The organism is Staphylococcus sp. HMSC34G04 (assembly GCF_001838765.1).
Lineage (GTDB): Bacteria > Bacillota > Bacilli > Staphylococcales > Staphylococcaceae > Staphylococcus > Staphylococcus epidermidis.
The window spans coordinates 31,096-55,706 of record NZ_KV838728.1 but is presented as its reverse complement, the minus strand read 5'-3'; the positions used below and the strand labels follow the sequence as shown (position 1 = coordinate 55,706).

The following is a 24,611-nucleotide window of genomic DNA, read 5'->3' as shown; positions in this document are numbered from 1 at the left end:
AACTAAAATTATTGGTAAGCCCTACATTTGTAGTATTAGGAGGTCAAAAAAAGTGTCAAAATTTAAGTCTTTGCTTCTATTATTTGGCACACTAATTTTACTTAGTGGTTGTTCAAATATAGAAGTTTTTAATGCAAAAGGGCCAGTAGCAAGCAGTCAAAAATTCTTGATTATCTATTCAATAATCTTCATGCTTGTTATTGTTGCTGTAGTGCTTTCCATGTTCGCTATTTTTATTTTTAAATATAGCTACAAAAAGAATAGCGAATCTGGTAAGATGCACCACAATTCTTTAATTGAAACAATTTGGTTTGTGGTACCTATTTTAATCGTAATTGCTTTAGCTATTCCTACAGTTAAAACTTTATACGATTATGAAAAACCACCAGAAAAAGACAAAGATCCACTTGTCGTTTATGCAGTAAGTGCTGGCTATAAATGGTTCTTTGCCTACCCTGATCAACATATTGAAACTGTTAACACATTAACAATTCCTAAAGATCGACCAGTTGTATTCAAGCTTCAATCTATGGATACAATGACAAGTTTCTGGATTCCACAATTAGGTGGTCAGAAATATGCCATGACTGGTATGACTATGAATTGGACTTTAACAGCTGATCAATTAGGTACTTTCAGAGGTCGTAACTCAAACTTCAATGGTGAGGGATTCTCTCGTCAAACATTTAAAGTTCACTCTGTAAGTCAAAATGATTTTGATAAGTGGGTAAAAGAAGCTAAAGGTAAGAAAACTTTAAGTCAAGATACTTTTGATAAGCAACTCTTACCAAGCACTTCTAACAAAGAATTAACATTCAGTGGTACTCATATGGCGTTTGTTGACCCTGCGGCTGATCCAGAGTATATCTTCTACGCTTACAAACGTTACAACTTTGAACAAAAAGATCCTAACTTCACAGCTGAAGAGGATTTATACAAAGATGTAAAAGATAAACCAATCAAACCTGCACGTAAGGTTCATATAACAAACCCTAACTATGAACGTCATGGTATGAAACCTATGATTCTCGGCAACAATGAAAAATACGATAATGAGTTCAAAAAAGAAGAGGATCATAACTCTAAAGAAATGGAAAAAATTTCTAAGGGAGCAAAAGACGAAAATGCGTCTAAACTTCACAAAAAAGAACACGATGATCATGGAGGTGGACATTAATGAATTTTCCATGGGATCAACTACTAGTTAAAGGAAATTGGATGATTATCTCAGCACAAATTGCTGCGCCATTCTTAGTCATCGGCCTTATAGCAGTTATATCTTATTTCAAATTATGGAAATATCTATATAAAGAATGGTTCACATCCGTAGACCATAAAAAAATCGGTATCATGTATTTAATTTCTGCCGTATTAATGTTCGTTCGTGGTGGTATCGATGCGTTGATGTTACGTACTCAATTAACAATTCCAGATAATAAATTCTTGGAAGCAAACCACTATAATGAAGTATTTACTACGCACGGCGTAATTATGATTATATTTATGGCTATGCCATTTATCTTTGGTTTATGGAATGTTGTTATTCCATTACAACTTGGTGCACGCGATGTTGCCTTTCCTGTAATGAATAACGTTAGTTTCTGGCTATTCTTCGCTGGTATGATTTTATTCAACCTATCATTTATTGTAGGTGGATCACCAGCTGCTGGTTGGACTAACTACGCACCACTTGCTGGTGAATTCAGTCCAGGTCCAGGTGTTAACTATTATTTAATTGCAATTCAAATATCTGGTATCGGATCGTTAATGACTGGTATCAACTTCTTTGTTACGATTCTAAGATGTAAAACGCCAACAATGAAGTTTATGCAAATGCCAATGTTCAGTGTAACAACATTCATTACAACATTAATCGTTATATTAGCATTCCCAGTGTTCACTGTAGCACTTGCTTTAATGACTGCTGATAGAATTTTTGGAACTCAGTTCTTCACTGTAGCAAATGGCGGTATGCCAATGCTTTGGGCAAACTTCTTCTGGGTATGGGGGCACCCTGAAGTTTATATCGTTATTTTGCCAGCATTCGGTATGTACTCAGAAATCATCCCTACTTTTGCCCGTAAACGTTTATTCGGTCATCAAAGTATGATTTGGGCAACTGCAGGTATCGCATTCTTAAGTTTCTTAGTTTGGGTTCACCATTTCTTCACTATGGGTAATGGTGCGTTAATTAACTCATTCTTCTCTATCTCAACAATGTTAATCGGTGTTCCAACCGGAGTTAAACTATTTAACTGGTTGCTCACATTGTATAAAGGTAGAATTACATTTGAGTCACCAATGCTATTCTCATTAGCATTCATCCCTAACTTCTTATTAGGAGGGGTTACTGGTGTAATGCTTGCAATGGCATCAGCTGACTATCAATATCACAATACTTATTTCTTAGTAGCTCACTTCCACTATACATTGGTTACTGGTGTAGTATTTGCCTGCTTAGCTGGTTTAATCTTCTGGTATCCAAAAATGATGGGCTACAAGTTAAATGAAACATTAAACAAATGGTGCTTCTGGTTCTTCATGATCGGATTTAACGTTTGTTTCTTACCACAATTCATTCTAGGTTTAGATGGTATGCCACGTCGTCTATACACTTACATGCCTTCTGATGGTTGGTGGTTACTAAACTTCATCTCAACTATCGGTGCATTATTGATGGCAATTGGATTCTTATTCCTAGTTGCAAGTATCGTTTATAGTCATATCAAAGCTCCACGTGAAGCTACTGGAGATAACTGGGATGGACTTGGTCGTACTTTAGAGTGGTCTACAGCATCAGCTATTCCACCTAAATACAACTTTGCTATCACTCCTGATTGGAATGACTACGATACATTCGTTGATATGAAGGAACATGGTCGTCATTATTTAGACAACCATAACTACAAAGATATTCATATGCCAAACAATACTCCAGTAGGATTCTGGATGGGTATATTTATGACTATTGGTGGTTTCTTCTTAATCTTCGAATCTATTGTTCCAGCACTTATCTGTTTAGCAGGTATTTTCATTACTATGATTTGGAGAAGTTTCCAAATTGATCATGGTTACCACATCCCTGCTTCAGAAGTTGCAGAAACTGAAGCTCGTTTAAGAGAAGCTCGAATTAAAGAAAGGGAGGCTGTAAGTCATGAGTCATGATGCAAATACTATTGATTCTCGTACACACGAAGGCGAATTAAATAAACTTGGCTTTTGGATTTTCCTTACAGCTGAATTTGCGTTATTCGGTACCCTATTTGCAACGTTATTAACGTTACAACATGGTGGCGGATATGGTGGTAAATTAACTACCGATTTATTCGAATTACATTTGATTTTAATAATGACTTTTGCATTATTAATTAGTTCTTATACTTGTGGTATTGCAATTTACTACATGCGACAAGAAAAGCAAAACTTAATGATGTTTTGGATGATTATCACAGTTATCCTAGGTCTTGTATTCGTAGGTTTTGAAATTTACGAATTCGCACACTATGCTTCTGAAGGTGTTAACCCAACTATTGGCTCCTTCTGGTCTAGTTTCTTTATATTACTAGGTACGCACGGTGCACACGTATCATTAGGTATTGTTTGGGTTATTTGTTTGTTAATTCAAATCGGAACTCGTGGTTTGGATTCATACAATGCTCCTAAATTATTTATAGTAAGTTTATACTGGCACTTCTTAGATGTTGTTTGGGTCTTCATCTTTACTGCCGTATATATGATAGGGATGGTGTATAGCGGATGAATACAATCGTAAAACATACAGTAGGTTTTATTGCTTCTATCGTACTAACGCTTTTAGCAGTTTTTGTAACTCTATACACTAATATGACATTCCATGCTAAGGTAACTATCATCTTTGGTTTTGCTTTCATTCAAGCTGCCCTTCAATTATTAATGTTCATGCATTTAACTGAAGGTAAAGATGGACGTTTACAATCGTTCAAAGTTATCTTTGCAATTATCATTACTTTAATAACTGTTATTGGAACATATTGGGTAATGCAAGGTGGACACTCTTCTCACTTATAAAGATGAGTTTCCTAAGGTTGATTTCAATAAAGAATGAATTTGAATATATTTGTTCTTTATTGATTCATTTCCACCTTATATGCAAAGAGCCTGAGACTTTTAAGTCTCAGGCTTTTTTTATATCGTAACAATCCCATACCATGTTATGCTTTAATTATTACGATATACGGAGATGATGATATGTCTATTCCCATTATAATTGATACAGATCCTGGTATAGATGATGCTACAGCAATTAGTATCGCACTGTCACACCCTCAATTTGACGTTAAAATGATATCAACTGTGAATGGTAATGTAGGTATTGAGAAAACGACAGCAAATGCACTAAAGCTTAAAAAGTTTTTTAATAGTTCTGTTCCTGTACATAGAGGCGCATCCCAACCATTGATTAATGACATTTTTGGAGCTACATCAATTCATGGTGAGTCTGGTATGGATGGTTACAATTTTCCACAAATAAATCAAGATGATTTAACATCGATTCATGCAGTTGAAGCAATGAAAAATCTATTAGTAAATACTCAAGAACCTTTAACCTTGATTGCCATAGGTCCACTTACAAATATTGCTATTCTATTAACTAGTTATCCTGAAGTTCAACCATTTATTAAGGAAATTGTTTTAATGGGTGGTAGTACCGGTAGAGGCAATGTAACGCCTTTAGCTGAATTTAATATATATTGTGATCCAGAAGCTGCTCAAATTGTATTTAACTCTGGATTACCTTTGACTATGATTGGTCTTGATTTGGCTCGTGAAGCATTGTTTACTCACCATTTTGTAAAAGACTTCAAAGATACAAATGCAACTTCAAGCATGTTATATAATTTATTTCAGCACTATAAGAGTGAAGATTTTGATATAGGATTCAAATTATACGATGTATTCACTATATTATATTTGTTGGATCCAGAAGCCTTTAATGTCAAGGAGGCGTATACTCAAATAGAATTAAATGGCAACTTTACAAGAGGAGCCACAGTGGTAGATTTTAATACGGAGTATCCCAATTGTACAGTTGTTTTAAGTCCTGTTGAAAGACAGTATGAGGATTTATTCTTAAACGCCCTTTCTTATTGTAAATAATTAAATTGCAATTTGAATGTTATTTTATTAATCATATAACAAATGCCCGGTTACACTTCACATTGAAGTCCCGGGCATTCGTTATATATAATTTATTGAAGACTAACCTTGTAAATAAAAAATAACGAGTCTAATCCATTATTAACAAAATTACAATTACTCAACTTTAACACCTGCTGTATTATAAGGCTTTTTCTGGTCAAGAATATTATAGAAAATATGTCTCATTTTGTTTTCATTACTTACTAATCCAGGTGTATTACTTACATTCGTCCCTAAAATGACAATATAACGATCATTAAAGTAAACAGTAAAAATTTGACCAAAGAATACCCCGTTGACTCTATTTAAATACGGAGTTATGTAAAAACCATATCTATATTCTTCTGGATATTCTTGAGTCCCAAATTCATGTAAAATAGGTCGAGTTTGACGCGCATTAAAGATTTTATTTTGTTGCAATGTATAAATTAATTTGCCCATATCATGTGGCGTCATATATAAATTACCAGCTCCATAATATTGATCTAATATATTAGGTTTAAGGAATGAAAAAGTATTATTTTTAAACTTATAACCTTTTGCCATCTCACTTTGAAGAGGTTTTTCGTCATAAAAAGCAGTATGTTTGAGATTATATTTATTACCTAATCGTTCATAATAATTTTTAACATATGGTTTTCCAGTAACATTTTCAATAACTTTAGCTAAAACTAAATAATTAGCATCATTATACTGATGCTTATGATAAACTGTATCATCAATACCTCGAGCTTGAATTGCTCTAACAGCTTGTTCTAAATTTTTGATATTAGTTGAAGCTTCATATTTATATAGTCCACTTTTATGTAACATTAAATCTTTAATTGTAATTTCTTTATTTGTTTTAAACCAAGGAATATATTTAGTGACTGAATCTTGCAAATTCACTTTATTTTCGACTTCAAGTTGCTTTAGCATTAAACCTGTTGTAAATTTTTGCGCTGATCCTATTAAATACATTGTATTTGCAGTGTTCTTTTTACCTTTCTCTATATCTTGATAACCGTATCCTTTATTCATTTTCACTTTTCCATTATCAAATACAGCTACAGTTCCATTAAATTGAGTTTTTTCTAAATATTTGTTTATCGATTTAGAAATGAGATCTTTTTTATCATATTTAGTTTTTAGTTTTTTAGGCTTCTCAACAGTCTTATCTCTCTTTTCAATATAATTCGTATTTCCACTTTCTTGACTTAACGTTTGTTTTTTTAATTCTAGGTGTCTTGTCCATTCAACACCTAATATACCTATTGACACGACTAAAGTTAATAATACGATAATAAAAAATACGATTTTAAATTTATTTAATTTCATCTTTATTGTTTGCCTCACACTTTAATGTCTTAAAATTTTGTTGACTATTCACATCATATGTCAATATATTATTCGTTATCATTTTTAAGGTTAAACCCCAAAATACTTGAATAAATAATTACCTGATGAGATATCTAAAATAAATGCTTATATATACTCCTAGCTAAAATGGTAATGACTTTTTTATTTAATTACACGACTACACTTAACCGATTAGAAAGTTTTAAATATTTTAACTGTAAATTCATAATGCTCTGGTTATCTTTGACATATCCAGTTACTTTTAATAATTACAATGCAACTAATATTATGATATTCATAACGTCAATGAATACACATACTTGTTCAAGAACGTTATAATATATCTAACTACTATATTAATTAATAAATACTTTTTTGATCATCAGATTTAAGATTCGTAATTAAAGAATATTACTTACAGATATATTTTATGAACAACTAATCCGTCTGCGCTTTGTTATAACAATGTTTATAGCTATTAAGCTAAAGTTTATTATAACTTAAAGCCATAAACAAATCACTTTAATTAGATAATACACTTATTTAAAAATAAATCTATAGTACTTTGGTACTATATGAAAATTAAGTTAAGCAATAAGTTGTTTAACTCAATGTTATAATCATTCATCAATAATATTTTGTAATAATAAAATGTTGATGAGAGTTGTAATTTGATTAATAAAGTAATACAATTTAAGGCTATAGTGTACTTAATAAATCATAACTTTTTATGTATCAATCATTTGTGAAATATTTAAAATTTAACTAGGAGTACTAACAATGAACAAATTTTTAAAATATTTTTTAATATTATTATCTTTTGGTCTCCTCGTTGTTCCAATTATTTTTGCTACTCAATTATATCAAAGTTCAGAATCTGCATTTGAGTCATCTCAAAACACTAAAGATTCTCAACGAAAGTCTACTTTAAGAGATACAAAAGTTGATCCTGAAAAACAACCTATATCAATTTTATTCTTAGGTATAGACGATAATGAAGGTAGAGAAAAAAACGGGCAAAGTGTAGAACATTCTAGGTCAGATGCTATGATATTATCTACTTTTAATCAGAAAAAGCATCAAATAAGAATGCTAAGCATACCTAGAGATACAATCAGTTATATACCTAAAGTTGGCTATTACGATAAAATAACACATGCGCATGCATATGGTGGACCTCTTGCTGCTATGGATTCAGTTGAAGCAACAATGAATGTACCGGTAGATTATTATGTGCGTATTAATATGAAAGCCTTTGTTGAAGCAGTTGATGAATTAGGTGGTATATATTATGACGTACCGTATAATCTAAATGAACCTAACAGTGATGATACTGGTAGAATTAAAATCAAAAAAGGATACCAAAAGCTAAACGGCGACCAAGCATTAGCTGTAGCTCGAACTCGACATCATGATTCAGACCTTAAACGTGGTCAAAGACAAATGGAACTTATTAAAATATTGTTCCAAAAAGCTCAAAATTTAAATTCTATAGATAAACTTGACAATGTTATTAGTATTGTAGGGAAAAATGCTAAACATAATTTAACTCAGAAAGAAATTAAGTCTCTAGCAAAAATGTATCTTGGTGGTAACACTGAAATTAAAACATCACAACTTAAAGGTAAGGATGACTACTTAAATGATATATACTATTACCACCCAAGCGTAAAAAGTATTATGGAATATTCAAATCTTTTACGTAATGATTTAGGTTTATCTAAAATAACAAACAAAAACGATTTCTTAGATCAAAGAGTCATTAAACGATATGGTTCACTCGTACCCCTAACAGAATTAGATGAAGACTTATTGCGTAAGAACCAAAAGGAATCGACTGATAGTCAGAAAGAGTCTTCTTCTTCATCACAAAATAATGATGAAGAAGATCAAACTAACGAACAAACAGACCAAAATACTTTAAACGGGAACGAGCAGTATCCAAATCAACAATACAACAATCAGGACAATGGTGAAAATGGTATGATAAATAATGACAATTATCCTTACGCACAATAAAAGCTATATAAACTTATGTGGTAAATATACTTAAAAGGAGCGCAAATATGAGTCGTAAAACATATGAAAAAATTGCTAGTATAAATGGTATGTTCAACGTACTTGAACAACAAATCATTCATAGTAAAGATATGGCATTATTCAGGAATGAATTTTTCTATGTAAACCATGAACACAGAGAAAATTATGAAGCGCTTTTGATCTACTACAAGGATAGTTTAGATAATCCCGTTGTAGATGGCGCATGCTACATTCTTGCTTTACCTGAAATATTTAATAAGGTTGATGTGTTTGAGTCTGATTTACCTTTTACCTGGGTTTATGATGAAAATGGGCTCACTGATACCATGAAGAGTATCAGTGTACCCCTTCAATATCTTATTGCAGCCGCTTTGGAAGTGACTGATGTAAATATATTTAAGCCTTCAGGTTTTACTATGGGCATGAACAATTGGAATATTGCCCAATTACGTATTTTTTGGCAATACTGCGCTATCGTTAGAAAAGAGGCTTTATAATACTATCAATTAGTAATAAACGTATCGTTTTTTAATTATTTGGTTTATAAATTATATATTTTTCTATTTATCAGAGTGAGGTTAGGACATAATTCCTAACAAAATAGCCAGTAAATGAGTTTTTTGTAAATTCATTTACTGGCTTCTTTATTTATAATACTTTTCGTATTGTTGGCTCTCTTTCTTAGGGGACAGCTTCAGTCTGTAGTCTTCAACTTGTCTTGTTCCCTCAAGAGTCTCGCCAAAATATTTTGCCTTTACCATGTAATTTAACATTGAAATACTAAAAAAATAAGGCCCTTTCGTATAATTTAATAAATACCATTAAACAAAATTAATAAGATACCTAATGTATAAAGACTATAATATGACTCAACTTAATTTACCAAGGAAACTTCAGTACTTATCCCCGCAAATGATATTTCACGATATGTACCGGACTCATTCTTTTTTTGGTGATGAACTAATTATGAATTTATAATGAACCTGCTTTATTTCATTTTCAATATGGTTAAAATAATTTTTAAAGGGAAAACCAGTGAAAATGGAGGTGATACTGTGTTTCAAATAGCAAAAAACAAAAGGATGCTAGAGGATTGCTTTGAAATAAGAAAGTGTGTTTTCGTCGAGGAACAAGGCGTACCACTCGAAAATGAATTTGATCAATATGAAGATTACTCATTCCATATAGTGGGATATATAAATGGAGTTCCTATGGCAACTGCTAGAATTAGATCTTTGAATACTCATGTTTGCAAAATTGAACGCGTAGCAATCATCAAGTGGTATCGCGGTCTTGGCTACGGTAAAAAATTAATACATGCTATTGAAACAATTGCAAAAAAACACCAATATAATAAACTCACTATGAATGCTCAATTACAAGCTCGAGACTTTTACTTAAAACTAGGTTACTCACCTTTTGGCAAAGTATTCTTAGAAGAAAATATAAAACATATTAGTATGAATAAGTTTTTATAAATCGATTTACATTCTATATACAAACTTAGCAATTTTAAAAATTGTAATAATCTTTATGTAGCTTACAAGCTTATAATAAACGTAAATAGTGATTTGGCAATGTTCACAGCATAAAAAACAATATTTCTGTTTGAGGCACAGGTTAAAATTACATTACAAATATGTTAAAAGCCATACAGTGTTAAGCCTTAAAGATTATAATTGAAACAAATCATATTAATGCGAGGAGTAAGAAATAAATGGCGAAGAAATTCAATTACAAATTACCGTCTATGGTTGCTTTAACGTTATTTGGCACAGCTTTTACTGCACATCAAGCAAATGCTGCTGAACAACCACAGGATCAGTCTAATCATAAAAATGTATTAGATGATCAAACTGCCCTAAAACAAGCAGAAAAAGCTAAAAGCGAAGTTACACAATCAACTACAAATGTATCTGGTACACAAACATATCAAGACCCTACCCAAGTTCAACCTGAACAAGATACACAAAGTACTACATATGATGCATCATTAGATGAAATGAGTACTTATAATGAAATTTCATCAAATCAAAATCAACAATCTTCATCAATAAATGATGCGAATCAAAATCAAACGAATTCTTCTACAAAAAATCAACAAGAAGAAACAAATGATTTGACACAAGAAGATAAAACATCCACTGATACGAATCAATTACAGGAGACACAATCTGTAGCAGATGAAAATGAGAAAGATTTAGAAGCTAACGCGGGTACTGAACAACAAGACAAGAAGATGACAGCAAGTCAACCTTCCGAAAATCAAGCAATTGAAACTCAAACTGCTTCTAATGATAATGAAAGCCAACAAAAAAGTCAGCAAGTAACTTCTGAACAAAATGAAACTGTTACACCTAAAGTATCAAATACAAACGCATCTGGTTATAATTTTGATTACGATGATGAAGACGATGATAGCTCAACAGACCATTTAGAGCCTGTATCATTAAACAATGTGAATGCTACATCTAAACAAACTACTTCATATAAATATAAAGAGCCAGCTCAACGTGTAACAACTAATACTGCAAAAAAAGAAACAGCATCTAATCAAGCGACTATAGATACAAAGCAATTTACCCCATTTAGTGCAACTGCTCAACCGAGAACAGTTTATTCTGTATCTAGTCAAAAAACATCATCATTACCGAAATACACACCAAAGGTTAATTCTTCAATAAATAACTATATTCGTAAAAAGAATATGAAAGCACCAAGAATTGAAGAAGATTATACGTCATATTTCCCTAAATATGGCTATAGAAACGGCGTAGGACGTCCTGAAGGTATCGTTGTTCATGATACTGCAAATGATAACTCAACAATCGATGGCGAGATTGCCTTCATGAAACGTAATTACAACAGTGCATTCGTACACGCATTTGTTGATGGCAATAGAATTATAGAAACAGCTCCGACAGACTATTTATCTTGGGGTGCAGGTCCTTACGGAAATCAACGTTTTATCAATGTTGAAATCGTCCATACACATGATTATGATTCATTTGCACGTTCAATGAACAACTACGCTGATTATGCTGCAACACAATTGCAATATTATAATTTAAAACCTGATAGCGCTGAAAACGATGGAAGAGGAACAGTTTGGACACATGCTGCTATCTCTAACTTCTTAGGAGGTACTGACCACGCTGACCCTCACCAATATTTAAGAAGCCACAATTATAGCTATGCAGAATTATATGACTTAATTTATGAAAAATATTTAATTAAAACGGGTCAAGTAGCACCTTGGGGCACAACATCTACAAAACCGTCACAACCTTCTAAACCATCAGGAGGAACTAATAATAAGTTAACTGTATCTGCTAATCGTGGTGTTGCTCAAATTAAACCAACAAATAATGGCTTATATACAACTGTTTATGACAGTAAAGGTCATAAGACTGATCAAGTACAAAAAACACTATCCGTTACTAAAACTGCAACATTAGGAAATAACAAATTCTATTTAGTTGAAGACTACAATAGCGGAAAAAAATACGGTTGGGTTAAACAAGGTGATGTTGTTTATAACACTGCTAAGGCACCAGTAAAAGTGAATCAAACATATAATGTTAAAGCAGGGTCAACACTTTACACAGTTCCTTGGGGTACACCAAAACAAGTTGCTAGCAAAGTATCTGGTACTGGAAATCAAACTTTTAAAGCAACTAAACTGCAACAAATTGATAAAGCGACGTATCTTTATGGTACAGTGAATGGTAAATCTGGTTGGATTAGTAAATACTACTTAACTTCAGCATCTAAACCTAGCAATCCAACTAAACCTTCAACAAATAACCAATTAACAGTGACTAACAATAATGGTGTTGCTCAAATCAATGCAAAAAATAGTGGCTTATACACTACAGTTTATGACACTAAAGGAAAGACAACAGATCAAATCCAACGTACATTGTCAGTAACAAAAGCTGCCACACTTGGTGATAAAAAATTCTATCTTGTTGGTGATTATAATACTGGTACAAATTATGGTTGGGTAAAACAAGATGAGGTCATTTACAATACAGCTAAATCACCTGTGAAAATCAATCAAACATACAACGTTAAACCTGGTGTTAAATTCCACACAGTACCTTGGGGCACATATAATCAAGTGGCTGGAACAGTTTCTGGTAAAGGCGATCAAACTTTTAAAGCAACTAAACAACAACAAATTGATAAAGCAACATATCTTTATGGTACAGTGAACGGTAAATCTGGTTGGATTAGTAAATACTATTTAACTACACCATCAAAAGTTCAAACTTTGTCTACTCAATCAACACCAGCACCTAAACAAGTACAATCATCTACACAAACTGTAAATCAAATTGCTCAAGTGAAAGCTAATAATTCTGGAATAAGAGCATCCGTATATGATAAAACAGCCAAAAGTGGTACGAAATACGCAAACCGTACATTCCTTATCAATAAACAACGTACTGAAGGTAATAACACGTATGTACTACTTCAAGATGGAACAAGTAATACGCCATTAGGATGGGTAAACATTAATGATGTGACAACTCAAAATATTGGAAAACAAACTCAGTCTATAGGTAAATATTCAGTAAAACCTACAAATAATGGTCTATATTCTATTGCTTGGGGTACTAAAAACCAACAATTACTAGCACCTAATACGCTAGCCAATCAAGCATTTAATGCTTCCAAAGCTGTTTACGTTGGCAAAGATTTATATCTTTACGGAACAGTCAATAACAGAACAGGATGGATTGCTGCTAAGGATTTAATCCAAAACAGTACTGACGCTCAGGCAACACCATATAACTATACTTTTGTTATCAATAATAGTAAAAGTTATTTCTATATGGATCCAACAAAAGCAAACCGATATTCTTTAAAACCATATTATGAACAAACTTTCACAGTCATTAAGCAAAAAAATATTAATGGCGTAAAATGGTACTATGGACAACTTTTAGACGGTAAATATGTTTGGATAAAATCAACTGACTTAGTTAAAGAAAAAATTAAATATGCATATACTGGAATGACTTTAAATAACGCGATAAATATCCAATCTCGTCTTAAATATAAACCACAAGTACAAAATGAGGCTTGGAAATGGTCAAATGCCAATTATAGTCAAATTAAAAATGCTATGGATACAAAGCGTTTAGCTAATGATTCATCCTTAAAATATCAATTCTTACGTTTAGATCAACCACAATACTTGTCAGCACAAGCTCTCAATAAATTATTAAAAGGCAAAGGTGTACTTGAAAACCAAGGTGCTGTATTTAGCCAAGCAGCACGTAAGTATGGTCTAAATGAAATTTATCTTATCTCACATGCTTTAGTAGAAACAGGTAATGGAACTTCACAACTTGCTAAAGGCGGAGATGTTTCAAAAGGTAAATTCACAACTAAAACAGGTCACAAATACCATAATGTCTTTGGAATTGGTGCATTCGACAATAATGCACTTGTAGATGGTATTAAATACGCTAAAAATGCTGGATGGACTTCTGTCTCTAAAGCAATCATTGGTGGCGCTAAATTCATTGGAAATTCATACGTGAAAGCAGGACAAAATACGCTATATAAAATGCGTTGGAATCCTGCAAACCCCGGTACGCATCAATATGCAACTGATATTAATTGGGCAAATGTCAACGCACAAGTATTAAAACAATTTTATGATAAAATTGGTGAAGTCGGTAAGTACTTCGAAATTCCAACATACAAATAAATATGAAGTAAGGCAGCTCTCATAGTTAATGAAAGTAGAGCTGCCTACTTTTTTGATGATTATTTATCATGTCACTGCTTCGAATATGACAGATGCTAAATATTAAACTTTTTCAAATAAAAAAAGCTAAGCACACTTATATGTAATTTAATATTACAATTCAGTTGCTTAGCTTTATATGTTTATATATAATTGAATGTATTTTACACTTAACATCATAATTAAAAACCGATATATATCAGATGAAAATGTGTCTACTATTAAGTTTGTTTAATAATTGATTTAAACTTGCAATTTCGTCTGAAGATAAACATTGACATCTCGCTTCAATTAACTCGCATCTCGCCGTGTTGATTTGCTGAATTAAAGCCCTTGCTTCTTCAGTTAATATCAGTTCTTTACATCGTAAATCTTCATGAGATTGTTGACTCATGATATAACCTTTTTGTACTAACTTTTTAATCCATCTTGATACAATTGATTGTTCCCTACTAATCTTCATAGTTAAATCGTATTGAGATAAACGATCATAATTATATAAAATACGTAGTAACTCTAATTGTTCAGAAGTAATGTCAGTTCGTTGACCAAAGCGTCTATTAACTAAATTCAAATCATTATTTGTTAGTGTGATAAGTTTTTCAAGTTGTTTATACATGTTGTTCTACTCCACTATATTAAGTTAATAATATTATATGCCTTATTTATAAATTATACAATACAAATATACACATTACACAAATTCGTTGCATCATTACCTATTTTTATACTACATTAGAGTATGTCTAAATTGTAAAAAAGGAGAGCGTTTATGACAGCCATCAAAGATAGGGATTATTTTTTCGATAATGCTCGAGCAATATTGATATTTCTAGTCGTATTAGGACATTTATTACAACCTTATACATCTGAAGATAAATTTTTACAAGCTTTATATTTATTAATATATAGCTTTCATATGCCTACCTTTCTATTTATCTCAGGCTACTTTGCTAAGAATTTAGATAAACCTAACTATTTAGAAAAAATTGCAAAAAAATTACTTCTTCCTTATGTAATATTTTTTGCGTTTTTCTCACTTTATTACTATTTCACTGGTAAAGAAGATGCAATTCAATTAGATCCATTTAATCCAGTTTTTGCATTATGGTTTTTACTCACCCTTTTTTTCTTTCACGTTGTTTTAGTTATAGTGAGAAGGTATAATCCGTATATTGTACTATTCATATCCATACTTGTTTCTGTTTTAGCTGGTTTCTCTGGCAATATCGACAGTTATATGAGTATATCAAGAACCATTGTGTTCTTCCCTATCTTCTTTATAGGACATTTGGTTACACAATCACATACCGAAAAACTTAGAAATAAAAAATGGATTCCCATTTCTATTATCATTTTGATTACCTTCTTTATAGGATATACAATCCATCCTATTAATGGAGATTGGTTATTAGGAAGTACACCTTATACTTCTTTAGAAAGTAACGGAGAGGATGTTTATAGTCCTCTTAAACGCTTATTACTCTATGTCATTATACTTTTAACTATGTGTGCATTTCTAAATCTAATGCCACAAACTAAGCGTATTTATACCTATATAGGACAGCGCACAATGTTTGTTTATTTATTACACGGTATCGTTATAGGAGTCATTCGCGGGTTCGGTCTATATCCATTTAAGGATCAGATTTCTATCTTTACCTATCTTTATTTATTTATCACTGCAATTGTGATTGTATTAATATTATCTTCAAAATGGGTTTGTAAATGGACGAATCCGTTCATTAATTTAAAAAGATCTTCTCAATTTAAAAGTTAAAATTTCATAAAACAATTCAGTAAATAACCAAAATGTAGAGATTAAAAATATGTTATGATAGTAATAATTTGAAAGAATTATGAGACTATTTAAACAATTTAAATACTACATTTTGGTATTTTTATATAGAGAGGTTTTAGCAAATGAAATTATCATTAAATTCAAGTTCAAAATTTTTAAGAGCCCCTAGTATTCGTCAATTTTCTAATAGAATTAAAGCGATTGACGATTGTGTTAATTTAACAATTGGACAACCCGATTTTCCTATGCCAGATGTGGTCAAAAATGCTTATATCAAAGCAATCAAAAACGATAAAACAAGTTATTCTCATAACAAAGGTTTATTTGAAACACGACAAGCTATTAGCCAATATTTTAAACGAAAATATGATTTCTTTTATAGTGAGGAAGAAATCATCGTTACTAATGGTGCGAGTGAAGCATTAGATACATCGTTAAGAAGCATTATTGAACCTGGCGATGATATCCTTATTCCAGGACCGATATACGCTGGTTATATCCCATTAGTTGAAACTCTAGGTGGAAATCCAGTATATATAGATACTACACAATCAGATTTTAAAGTAACACCTGAACTGATTGAGTCGCATCTAACGCATAAAACTAAAGCGATACTTCTAAATTACCCTACCAACCCAACAGGCGTAATACTCGAACGCTCTGAGGTCAAAAATATAGTAGACACACTTGTAAACAAACAAATTTTTATAATCAGTGATGAGATTTATGCTGAAAATACGTTTAAAGGACAACATACATCTTTTGCTGAATTTCCAGAAATTCGTGATCAATTATTACTGATAGGTGGTTTGAGTAAGTCCCATTCTGCAACAGGTATTCGAATCGGCTTTTTACTTGGTCCTGAATATTTAATTGAAAAATTAACCTTTATGCACGCTTACAATTGTATTTGTGCAAATGTACCAGCTCAAATTGCTTGTACTACCGCTTTAAATGAAGGGATAAATGCCCCCCTATACATGAATCGTGATTATATCGAACGTCGTAATTACCTGAAAGAAAAATTAGAATCATTAGGCTTCGAATTAACTGCTCAACCTGAAGGTGCATTTTACATCTTCCCTAGCATTAAAAGATTCACGGAAAATGATTTTGAATTTTGTGTTGATGTGTTGGAGAAAGCACACTTAGCTATGGTTCCTGGTTCCTCCTTCACCGATATTGGCAAAGGGTATATTCGAATTTCATATGCTTATGATATGGAAACATTAAAAAAAGGAATGCATCGATTAGAAAATTATTTACGGCAACATTATCCAGATCAAATGACCACTCCAACTAAATAAATAGTCTGGAAAACGTTTATTTCTGAAGTGAAATTTATGAGTGTAACAAGCCCACATAACAATAGGTTTAAATGTGTCAAGTGTGTGCGCTAATCTGAGATTTACACTTGCAAATCGAGAGCATTCACTTTAAATAGTACATTTTCATTTTTAACATTGGTGATTACTTATATCTACCAATGTTGCTAACAGTTACTTATACTTATTAATTCCAATGAAATAATAAAATCGCCTAAGACACAATTCGTATCTTAGGCGATTTTAAATAATTGCTATTCATTAACTAGATTGGAATTGTAATTATAATATGCATTTTCAAAACCAGTCTATTATTCAACTATTGCTTATGGGAATTTAGGGAATTGGTCAAAATCAGGATTACGTTTTTCTTTAAACGCATCACGTCCTTCTTTCGCTTCATCAGTAGTATAGTAAAGTAAAGTCGCATCTCCAGCCATTTGTTGTAAACCAGCTAAACCATCAGTATCAGCATTCATTGCTGCTTTTAAGAAACGTAAAGCAGTTGGTGAATGTTGCATGATGTCTTTACACCATTTAACTGTTTCGTCTTCAACTTGTTCTAATGGAACTACAGTATTCACTAATCCCATATCCAAAGCTTCCTGTGCATTGTATTGACGGCATAAGTACCAGATTTCTCTTGCTTTTTTATGGCCAACTATACGAGCTAGGTAGCCAGAACCGTACCCAGCATCAAATGAGCCTACTTTTGGTCCAGTTTGCCCAAAAATAGCATTGTCTGCAGCGATTGTTAAATCACAAACAACATTAAGTACATTTCCTCCACCAATTGCATAGCCTCTAACCATTGCTATTACTGGTTTAGGAATCACACGAATTAAACGTTGTAAATCTAATACATTTAAACGAGGAATATCATCTTCACCTACGTAACCACCGTGTCCACGTTTTTTTTGATCTCCACCTGAACAAAATGCTTTGTCCCCTTCACCAGTTAATACAATTACTGATACATTTTGGTCATCACGCGCACGTGAAAATGCATCAATCATTTCAGCAACTGTTTTAGGAGTAAATGCATTTCTTACTTCTGGACGATTAATCGTTACTTTGGCAATCCCTTCGAAAAATTCATATTTAATTTCATCATATTCTCTAAGTGTTTCCCACTGTCTAGTCATTTTGCTCCTCCTTTAAAAAACCTAATATTATTGTATCAAATTCCGTGCTATCTTCCACATGAATTGTATGTCCGACATTAGAAATTTGAACTTTATGACTATCTTGTAAGTGATTCTCTAATTGTTGTCCTATCTGAACAAACTTTTTATCTTTTTCTCCTACTAAAATTAAAGTAGGAATGCGTATCGAAGATAGGTGTGGCCATAAATTAGGCATATGACCTGTACCATAATCACGAAGTGCTTTGGCCAATCTATGAGCATCTTGATTCATGCGATTATTGCGAATACTTTGACGTATCTCAGGAGCTAGATTATACTGCGAACGAAAAAGTGGCAACTTTTCCCAATCATTCACAAAAATATCTAAACCAGCAATTTCAAGTACTTTCGCACGTGCAGCATCCACTTGGGCACGTTCCACTTTATCCGTCTCATCTTGAATACCTGCTGAAGTACTCTCTAAGAGCAACCCTGATAGCGTTTCATTACCATGTATGGCATAATAAAGCGCTACACGGCCACCCATAGAGTAACCTAGAAGAAACACATCATATGTTTGATATTGTATTAAAACCTCATCAAGTTGACGTGTAATAAACGGGAAATCCCACACATCATCCATACTTGAGGTATCTAAGCCATGGCCAGGTAAGTCAATTGTTAGCACATTCATATGTTCTATAAGGCGTTCTAAATGTGAATGATAAGTAGTAGCATCACTTATGAAACCATGCAACATCACCAATAGTTGCTTACTTTGGTTCTTAGATTCATAAAAATTATAATGTAACATTAACAATCTCACTCAATTTCTGATATAAATATTGATGTTGATGCAAATTTTCGTCTCTATTGGTCATAACTTCATACATGTGAGAACCCATTTTGGATAATTCAGCATATTTAAAGTCAGTCAAATTATCAAAACGCTTAAATGTAAAATCATATAACAGTGCAGTATATTCAAAGTTTAAGCCTGTTGGTGTTCCAAATAATCGCTCAAAATATTTTGTAGCCGAACGTTTTTGAGGTAAATATGAAAAGATACCTCCCCCATCGTTGTTAACTAATACAATGTTAATATGAAGTTCATTTAATTTGGCCATTAATAAACCGTTCATGTCATGATAAAAAGATAAATCACCAATAAGCAAGGTCACATTCTTATGTGCCGCCATACCTAGCGCAGTTGAAACTACTCCGTCAATTCCATTGGCACCCCGATTAGCGTATACAGATGCCTCACTATCAAACAGTAAATTATCGACATCTCTAATTGGCATACTATTTCCGACAAATAATGTGTCTTCTTTTGTAAGTTTTTGAATTAAACTCCCCACATATGCCGCTTCATCTGTCGCATGCTTTAAGTAATCACTTATCTCAATGCGTGCTTGTTGTTCAAGTGATTGCCATTGTTGTAACCATTTTTTTCGTTCAACAAGCGGTTCTTCCATTAATGAACGGAAAAAATCATTTGCTGAAATCTCATAAGATATATGAGGAGGTGTTGGAAATACATCAATTTGATCATTATTCTGCACAATAATTTGATACGCATCGGTTTTCTTCAACCATTGATTTAATTTTTTAGAAATAACTGGCTTACCTACACGTATGACATAATCTACTTCTAAATTTAAACCAGCTCGATACAATAAATCATAAGTGGTTATAACATTAGGATGTTTCTCCTTACGAAGCTGACTAAGGGGATCTGCTAAGATTGGCAGATCATATATAGTTGAATACGTTAATATTTGATCAATGGCTTGGTGTTGCATATCTCCGACAATGATAAGACCATTTTTTTCTTGTAATATGTCTTTTATATCATCTACCGAAATCGATTTCTGATAATGAGGTAACGTTTTAGTTACAGATGTTAATAAATCGACACGATCTAAATCTGGTGTTAGTGGTTCTCTAAATGGTAAATTAAAATGAATCGGTCCTCGGTGTGGTCCATATAAATATTGACTTGCAATTTGCATTTGATAATTAATTGTATCAATTGTATGTTCACTTCCATCAGCAATCGGCAAATCAAATTGAAAGTTCACATAATTACTAAACATATTTACCTGATTAATTGCTTGAGGTGCACCCACACTGCGCAGTTCATGCGGTCTGTCGCTCGTTAAAACAACGAGTGGCAAACGACTAATTTGACTTTCAGCTATAGCGGGCGTGTAGTTCGCAGCAGCTGTTCCAGATGTACAAAGAATTGCTACAGGTTTTTCGCTACCTTTAATAAGACCTAAAGCAAAAAATGCAGCACTTCGCTCATCAGGGTGAATCCACGTTTTAATACTTGGATGTGCTTCGAAAGCAAGTGCTAATGGTGTTGAACGTGAACCTGGACTAATTACTACTTCTCTTACACCATAAGCATAAAGCTCTGAAGCAAATGAAAATACTTGTTCAGTTAAAGCTTCACTATGATTCATCATTATTATCTACTCCTAAGGCGTTCATCATTGGTGAGAATTTAACTGCAGTTTCAGCAACTTCACTATCAGGATTCGAATTTTTAACAATGCCACATCCAGCGTATAAAGTTGCTTGTTGCTCTTTAATTAGCATAGAACGTATAGCAACAATGAATTCACAATCATCATAAACATCAATATAGCCCACCGGTGCGCCATATAAACCTCGAGTACCAAACTCTTTATTCTCAATAAAATCAAGTGCTTCTTCTTTAGGATAGCCACCTAGCGCAGGTGTAGGATGTAAACGATCGATTAAACCAATGTATGATTCGTCATTTAAATTAGCTTTGATTTCCGTATATAAATGATACATATGATCATTTTTTAAAATATTAGGTGTTTCATTGTACTCTACATCCTGTACAAAAGGCTCAATATCATTTAAGATACTCTCTACAACAAAACGATGTTCTCCTAAATTTTTCTTATCTTTAAGAAATGCTTCTATATTCTTATTATCTATTTGCTCATTATGTGTACGTTTAATGGTACCTGCTACAGCTTTTGTAGATAAAACACCATCTTCAACTTTGATTAATTGCTCAGGCGTTTGAGAAAAGAATATTGACTGATTAGCTTCTAATAAAAATATATAACTATTTTTTTCATTTTCAAGAGCTCGGTTTAAAACATATGGAATATTGATTTTTTTATCAAATTTAACTAAACGACGACGCGCGAGAACGATTTTTTTATTGTCGTCAATCGTATCAATCGCTTCTTTCACAAGCTCACGCCAATCATCCTTATAAATATCTTCCATACGCGTCACATCTCCAAGTGTTTCCTCTGGATTATCCATGGTTGTTTGTTCAAAATGTGCCACTAAAGTTTTAAAAGCTTGTAAATCGAAATCTTGTCGCTCTGTTGTATAAGTTAGATAAGTACGCGTACCTTCATTAGAAATTAATACTTTAGGTAAAACAAAATGGTTTAAACCATATTCTCTCCATTCATCATCTGATTTGTGACTCGAAAATTGAAAACCGCCACACAATCTAAGATGATGATATCTATTATGTGGATGAATGAGTTCAATATTATTTTTTAATTTTTCCCAGTCCTTAAAAATGGATTGCTTATTCTCAAAGTCGTTTTTAAACCTATGAATAGCATGATATCCAAAATACGAAGAATAATTATCATTTAAGCGCATGTAAAAACGGTCCCCAGCATCTTTTTCAGTTAAATGAAACAACACACTAGGTTTCATAGTTTTATTTAATTCAACTTCAACTGAAACCCAATCTTTTGTACTTTCATATAACATATCGAGGATTGCCTGTTCGTCTATATTCACATCCATTTTTTTCACTTCTTTCTCCTCCGAATTTTACTCATTATTACATTGTATCATTTTTAATCTTTTATGTAGTTATTAATGCTTAAACAAAACATGCAATTTTTCACGTTGATTGACCTTTACTGGTGTTTCATTTAAAATGTTGATGATAAAACTATATAAATAAGAGGTTGTGCATATCATGTCAGATCAATATCAACAATATTCCACTGTTAAGAAGTACTGGCAATTGATGAGACCTCATACTTTAACAGCCGCTGTTGTCCCTGTACTCGTTGGTACTGCAGCAGCTAAAATATATTTACTCGGTAGCGAAGACCATCTAAAATTTAGTCTTTTCTTAGCTATGTTAGTTGCATGTTTGTTAATTCAAGCTGCAACAAACATGTTTAATGAATACTATGACTTTAAAAAAGGTCTTGATGATCATACCTCTGTGGGTATTGGTGGTGCTATTGTACGTAATGGTATGAGTCCAAAACAAGTAATGAATTTAGCAATTGCTTTTTACATCATTGCAGCACTTTTAGGTATCTTTTTAGCAATACAAAGCTCATTCTGGATTATTCCAGTAGGCATTGTTTGTATGGCAATTGGCTATCTATATACCGGTGGCCCTATTCCAATTTCATGGACACCTTTTGGTGAACTATTTTCAGGATTATTTATGGGTATGATTATCATACTACTTTCATTTTTCATACAAACCGGTAATGTTCAAGGATATGCCGTTTGGTTAAGTATTCCAATAGTCATCACAATTGGCTTAATCAATATGGGTAACAATATTCGTGACCGTATTAAAGACAAGGCTAGCGGTAGAAAAACTTTACCTATACTTTTAGGTAAACGTGCTTCAGTTATTTTTATGGCAATGATGTATGCCGTCGCATATATCATTGTCATCATTACAGCCTTTTTTAAACCTACGGGATCCTTATTTTACTTGTTAGTCTTATTATCATTCCCAATGCCTATTAAAGCGGTAAGACGTTTTAATAAAAATGATACGCCTGAAACAATGATGCCTGCGATGGCTGCGACAGGTAAAACGAATACATTCTTTGGTTTATTGTATGCATTAGGAATCTATATTAGTGCACTTTTAGGTGCAATCTAAACTTTCACACGAATGAGTCTGGGACATTAATCAATGCCCCAGGCTTTTTTATTGCAAACACAGACAACAATTTAATTTAAAAACCCGCTTAATATCGAGTTATTTCAACATTTGTCTAAACCCAGAATTTCAAACAGAAATTCTACAGACAAGGCAAGTTGGGGTTCGGGGCCCCAACATAGAGAATTTCAAACAGAAATTCTACAGACAAGGCAAGTTGGGGTTCGGAGTAGGTTTAGACAACGCGCTAATAACTTATAACCCACTGAAACCATTTATAAAAATTCAATCTGTAAACAAAATTGATGGGTACTCATTTATATACACCACACACCTTTCATTATGATGTGATGTTACTTATTATTCAATGTCATATGAAAATATTGATGGCCATATAAATGAATTGTCGCATCCTCTTTGAACCCTAATTTGTGATATAGATGGCGTGCTTTATTATTATCATAATCACAATTCAATCCCCATTTTTCATGTGCATGAGTGGAAATTACATACTTTAAAAGTTGTGTTGCAATACCTTGTCCTCGATATTTTGGAGACGTTACTACTGTTTCTATATATATTTCATCATCATATGATTCTTTTTCAGGTAATGGTGTACCTAACTGAATAATATCTTCTTCAAGTGGTAACTTAAGCCATTGTTGTTCATAATCCATTTCCTCTTTCCCAGGATATGCAATTACACATCCAGCAACAACCCCGTCTTTCTCATATACCCAAATATGCTCATAAAACGACCGATATCTTACATTCACAATACTTAATTCTATCGCTTCAATAATACGATCTTTAGTTATTTCCTTGGTAATATCTAATTCCATATCTCTCCAAATAAGATAACATAACTCTGCAATCTGTCGATTATCACTCGTTTTCGCTTTTCTAATCACTTTTGACTCCCCTTTTAGATATTGATAACTAAGTTTATACTCAATTTCTAAATAAAAAAATAAATACGACATGATGTTGACATCTTAAAATTAAACAATCACTATAAATTGAAACCTTCACTTTATATCATAACATCTTCTTTAATACTTTTACTTTGATAAACTAAATAATTATCTGTAAAAATAAA

General features: G+C 32.5%; 19 protein-coding genes. 12 read left to right on the top strand and 7 right to left on the bottom strand.

The genetic code is table 11. The annotated features are described in order from the left end of the window. The first annotated feature begins 52 nt into the window (after positions 1–52). The 5 genes from qoxA to rihC all read left to right on the top strand — a co-directional run bounded on the left by qoxA (position 53) and on the right by rihC (position 5,136). Positions 53–1,177 carry a cytochrome aa3 quinol oxidase subunit II gene (qoxA, locus tag HMPREF3241_RS05800; protein WP_001831736.1) on the top strand — a complete coding sequence of 375 codons (1,125 nt, stop codon included), beginning with the start codon at positions 53–55 and terminating at the stop codon, positions 1,175–1,177. After that, positions 1,177–3,165, top strand: a complete 1,989-nt coding sequence (gene qoxB / locus HMPREF3241_RS05795) for a cytochrome aa3 quinol oxidase subunit I (protein ID WP_002446144.1) — start codon at positions 1,177–1,179, stop codon at positions 3,163–3,165. The genes qoxA and qoxB overlap by 1 nt, the downstream gene beginning before the upstream one ends. Further along, on the top strand, positions 3,155–3,760 hold the full coding sequence (qoxC, locus tag HMPREF3241_RS05790; protein WP_001831738.1) for a cytochrome aa3 quinol oxidase subunit III: 606 nt from the start codon (positions 3,155–3,157) through the stop codon (positions 3,758–3,760). Before qoxB ends, qoxC begins: the two co-directional genes overlap by 11 nt. Then, entirely contained in the window at positions 3,757–4,047 is a 291-nt protein-coding gene (gene qoxD, locus HMPREF3241_RS05785; RefSeq protein WP_002446143.1) for a cytochrome aa3 quinol oxidase subunit IV, read from the top strand. Before qoxC ends, qoxD begins: the two co-directional genes overlap by 4 nt. Positions 4,048–4,227: 180 nt before the next feature. Next, positions 4,228–5,136, top strand: a complete 909-nt coding sequence (rihC, locus tag HMPREF3241_RS05780; protein ID WP_070853529.1) for a ribonucleoside hydrolase RihC — start codon at positions 4,228–4,230, stop codon at positions 5,134–5,136. Positions 5,137–5,292: 156 nt separating this feature from the next. On the opposite strand, the gene HMPREF3241_RS05775 is transcribed toward rihC, so the two are convergent. Further along, on the bottom strand, positions 5,293–6,495 hold the full coding sequence (locus HMPREF3241_RS05775; RefSeq protein WP_070853528.1) for a serine hydrolase domain-containing protein: 1,203 nt from the start codon (positions 6,493–6,495) through the stop codon (positions 5,293–5,295). An 801-nt stretch (positions 6,496–7,296) separates the two neighbouring features. Between HMPREF3241_RS05775 and HMPREF3241_RS05770 the strand changes: the two genes are divergently transcribed. The 4 genes from HMPREF3241_RS05770 to HMPREF3241_RS05755 all read left to right on the top strand — a co-directional run bounded on the left by HMPREF3241_RS05770 (position 7,297) and on the right by HMPREF3241_RS05755 (position 14,281). After that, on the top strand, positions 7,297–8,535 hold the full coding sequence (locus tag HMPREF3241_RS05770) for an LCP family protein (protein ID WP_002446140.1): 1,239 nt from the start codon (positions 7,297–7,299) through the stop codon (positions 8,533–8,535). A 47-nt stretch (positions 8,536–8,582) separates the two neighbouring features. Then, the gene (locus HMPREF3241_RS05765; protein WP_002458054.1) at positions 8,583–9,053 is read left to right on the top strand and encodes a DUF2538 family protein; all 471 of its coding nucleotides are present in this window, start codon (positions 8,583–8,585) and stop codon (positions 9,051–9,053) included. A gap of 558 nt (positions 9,054–9,611) precedes the next feature. Next, on the top strand, positions 9,612–10,034 hold the full coding sequence (locus HMPREF3241_RS05760; protein WP_032605991.1) for a GNAT family N-acetyltransferase: 423 nt from the start codon (positions 9,612–9,614) through the stop codon (positions 10,032–10,034). A 239-nt stretch (positions 10,035–10,273) separates the two neighbouring features. Further along, positions 10,274–14,281: an N-acetylmuramoyl-L-alanine amidase gene (locus HMPREF3241_RS05755; RefSeq protein ID WP_070853527.1), complete on the top strand. Its 4,008-nt coding sequence runs from the start codon at positions 10,274–10,276 to the stop codon at positions 14,279–14,281. A 238-nt stretch (positions 14,282–14,519) separates the two neighbouring features. Here HMPREF3241_RS05755 and HMPREF3241_RS05750 read toward each other — a convergent pair whose 3' ends face one another. Continuing rightward, entirely contained in the window at positions 14,520–14,939 is a 420-nt protein-coding gene (locus HMPREF3241_RS05750; protein ID WP_001831691.1) for a MarR family transcriptional regulator, read from the bottom strand. Between the two features lie 153 nt (positions 14,940–15,092). Between HMPREF3241_RS05750 and HMPREF3241_RS05745 the strand changes: the two genes are divergently transcribed. Both HMPREF3241_RS05745 and HMPREF3241_RS05740 read left to right on the top strand, forming a co-directional pair. Beyond that, entirely contained in the window at positions 15,093–16,100 is a 1,008-nt protein-coding gene (locus tag HMPREF3241_RS05745) for an acyltransferase family protein (protein ID WP_002495592.1), read from the top strand. 143 nt (positions 16,101–16,243) lie between these two features. Then, on the top strand, positions 16,244–17,428 hold the full coding sequence (locus tag HMPREF3241_RS05740; protein WP_002458051.1) for an aminotransferase class I/II-fold pyridoxal phosphate-dependent enzyme: 1,185 nt from the start codon (positions 16,244–16,246) through the stop codon (positions 17,426–17,428). A gap of 344 nt (positions 17,429–17,772) precedes the next feature. Here HMPREF3241_RS05740 and menB read toward each other — a convergent pair whose 3' ends face one another. Genes menB through HMPREF3241_RS05720 form a run of 4 tightly spaced genes read right to left on the bottom strand, consistent with a single transcriptional unit; the run spans position 17,773 to position 22,395 of the window. Further along, positions 17,773–18,591, bottom strand: coding sequence for a 1,4-dihydroxy-2-naphthoyl-CoA synthase (menB, locus tag HMPREF3241_RS05735; RefSeq protein WP_001831706.1), 819 nt, complete (start codon positions 18,589–18,591; stop codon positions 17,773–17,775). Next, complete coding sequence (gene menH, locus HMPREF3241_RS05730; protein WP_002495593.1) at positions 18,584–19,387, bottom strand: 2-succinyl-6-hydroxy-2,4-cyclohexadiene-1-carboxylate synthase; 804 nt, start codon at positions 19,385–19,387, stop codon at positions 18,584–18,586. The genes menB and menH overlap by 8 nt, the downstream gene beginning before the upstream one ends. Continuing rightward, the gene (gene menD, locus HMPREF3241_RS05725) at positions 19,374–21,047 is read right to left on the bottom strand and encodes a 2-succinyl-5-enolpyruvyl-6-hydroxy-3-cyclohexene-1-carboxylic-acid synthase (protein WP_002458047.1); all 1,674 of its coding nucleotides are present in this window, start codon (positions 21,045–21,047) and stop codon (positions 19,374–19,376) included. The genes menH and menD overlap by 14 nt, the downstream gene beginning before the upstream one ends. Then, complete coding sequence (locus HMPREF3241_RS05720) at positions 21,034–22,395, bottom strand: isochorismate synthase (protein ID WP_002495594.1); 1,362 nt, start codon at positions 22,393–22,395, stop codon at positions 21,034–21,036. The genes menD and HMPREF3241_RS05720 overlap by 14 nt, the downstream gene beginning before the upstream one ends. A 178-nt stretch (positions 22,396–22,573) precedes the next feature. Between HMPREF3241_RS05720 and HMPREF3241_RS05715 the strand changes: the two genes are divergently transcribed. Further along, on the top strand, positions 22,574–23,512 hold the full coding sequence (locus HMPREF3241_RS05715; protein ID WP_002495595.1) for a 1,4-dihydroxy-2-naphthoate polyprenyltransferase: 939 nt from the start codon (positions 22,574–22,576) through the stop codon (positions 23,510–23,512). Between the two features lie 353 nt (positions 23,513–23,865). Here HMPREF3241_RS05715 and HMPREF3241_RS05710 read toward each other — a convergent pair whose 3' ends face one another. After that, complete coding sequence (locus HMPREF3241_RS05710) at positions 23,866–24,423, bottom strand: GNAT family N-acetyltransferase (RefSeq protein WP_032602651.1); 558 nt, start codon at positions 24,421–24,423, stop codon at positions 23,866–23,868. Positions 24,424–24,611 lie beyond the last annotated feature (188 nt).

What these genes read in the sequence shown, in the direction of transcription:
- qoxB (WP_002446144.1), top strand. Translation starts at nt 1,177, where the DNA reads ATGAATTTTCCATGGGATCAACTACTAGTTAAAGGAAATTGGATGATT.
- qoxC (WP_001831738.1), top strand. Translation starts at nt 3,155, where the DNA reads ATGAGTCATGATGCAAATACTATTGATTCTCGTACACACGAAGGCGAA.
- qoxD (WP_002446143.1), top strand. Translation starts at nt 3,757, where the DNA reads ATGAATACAATCGTAAAACATACAGTAGGTTTTATTGCTTCTATCGTA.
- rihC (WP_070853529.1), top strand. Translation starts at nt 4,228, where the DNA reads ATGTCTATTCCCATTATAATTGATACAGATCCTGGTATAGATGATGCT.
- HMPREF3241_RS05775 (WP_070853528.1), bottom strand. Translation starts at nt 6,495, where the DNA reads ATGAAATTAAATAAATTTAAAATCGTATTTTTTATTATCGTATTATTA.
- HMPREF3241_RS05770 (WP_002446140.1), top strand. Translation starts at nt 7,297, where the DNA reads ATGAACAAATTTTTAAAATATTTTTTAATATTATTATCTTTTGGTCTC.
- HMPREF3241_RS05765 (WP_002458054.1), top strand. Translation starts at nt 8,583, where the DNA reads ATGAGTCGTAAAACATATGAAAAAATTGCTAGTATAAATGGTATGTTC.
- HMPREF3241_RS05755 (WP_070853527.1), top strand. Translation starts at nt 10,274, where the DNA reads ATGGCGAAGAAATTCAATTACAAATTACCGTCTATGGTTGCTTTAACG.
- HMPREF3241_RS05750 (WP_001831691.1), bottom strand. Translation starts at nt 14,939, where the DNA reads ATGTATAAACAACTTGAAAAACTTATCACACTAACAAATAATGATTTG.
- HMPREF3241_RS05745 (WP_002495592.1), top strand. Translation starts at nt 15,093, where the DNA reads ATGACAGCCATCAAAGATAGGGATTATTTTTTCGATAATGCTCGAGCA.
- HMPREF3241_RS05740 (WP_002458051.1), top strand. Translation starts at nt 16,244, where the DNA reads ATGAAATTATCATTAAATTCAAGTTCAAAATTTTTAAGAGCCCCTAGT.
- menB (WP_001831706.1), bottom strand. Translation starts at nt 18,591, where the DNA reads ATGACTAGACAGTGGGAAACACTTAGAGAATATGATGAAATTAAATAT.
- menH (WP_002495593.1), bottom strand. Translation starts at nt 19,387, where the DNA reads ATGTTACATTATAATTTTTATGAATCTAAGAACCAAAGTAAGCAACTA.
- menD (WP_002458047.1), bottom strand. Translation starts at nt 21,047, where the DNA reads ATGATGAATCATAGTGAAGCTTTAACTGAACAAGTATTTTCATTTGCT.
- HMPREF3241_RS05720 (WP_002495594.1), bottom strand. Translation starts at nt 22,395, where the DNA reads ATGGATGTGAATATAGACGAACAGGCAATCCTCGATATGTTATATGAA.
- HMPREF3241_RS05715 (WP_002495595.1), top strand. Translation starts at nt 22,574, where the DNA reads ATGTCAGATCAATATCAACAATATTCCACTGTTAAGAAGTACTGGCAA.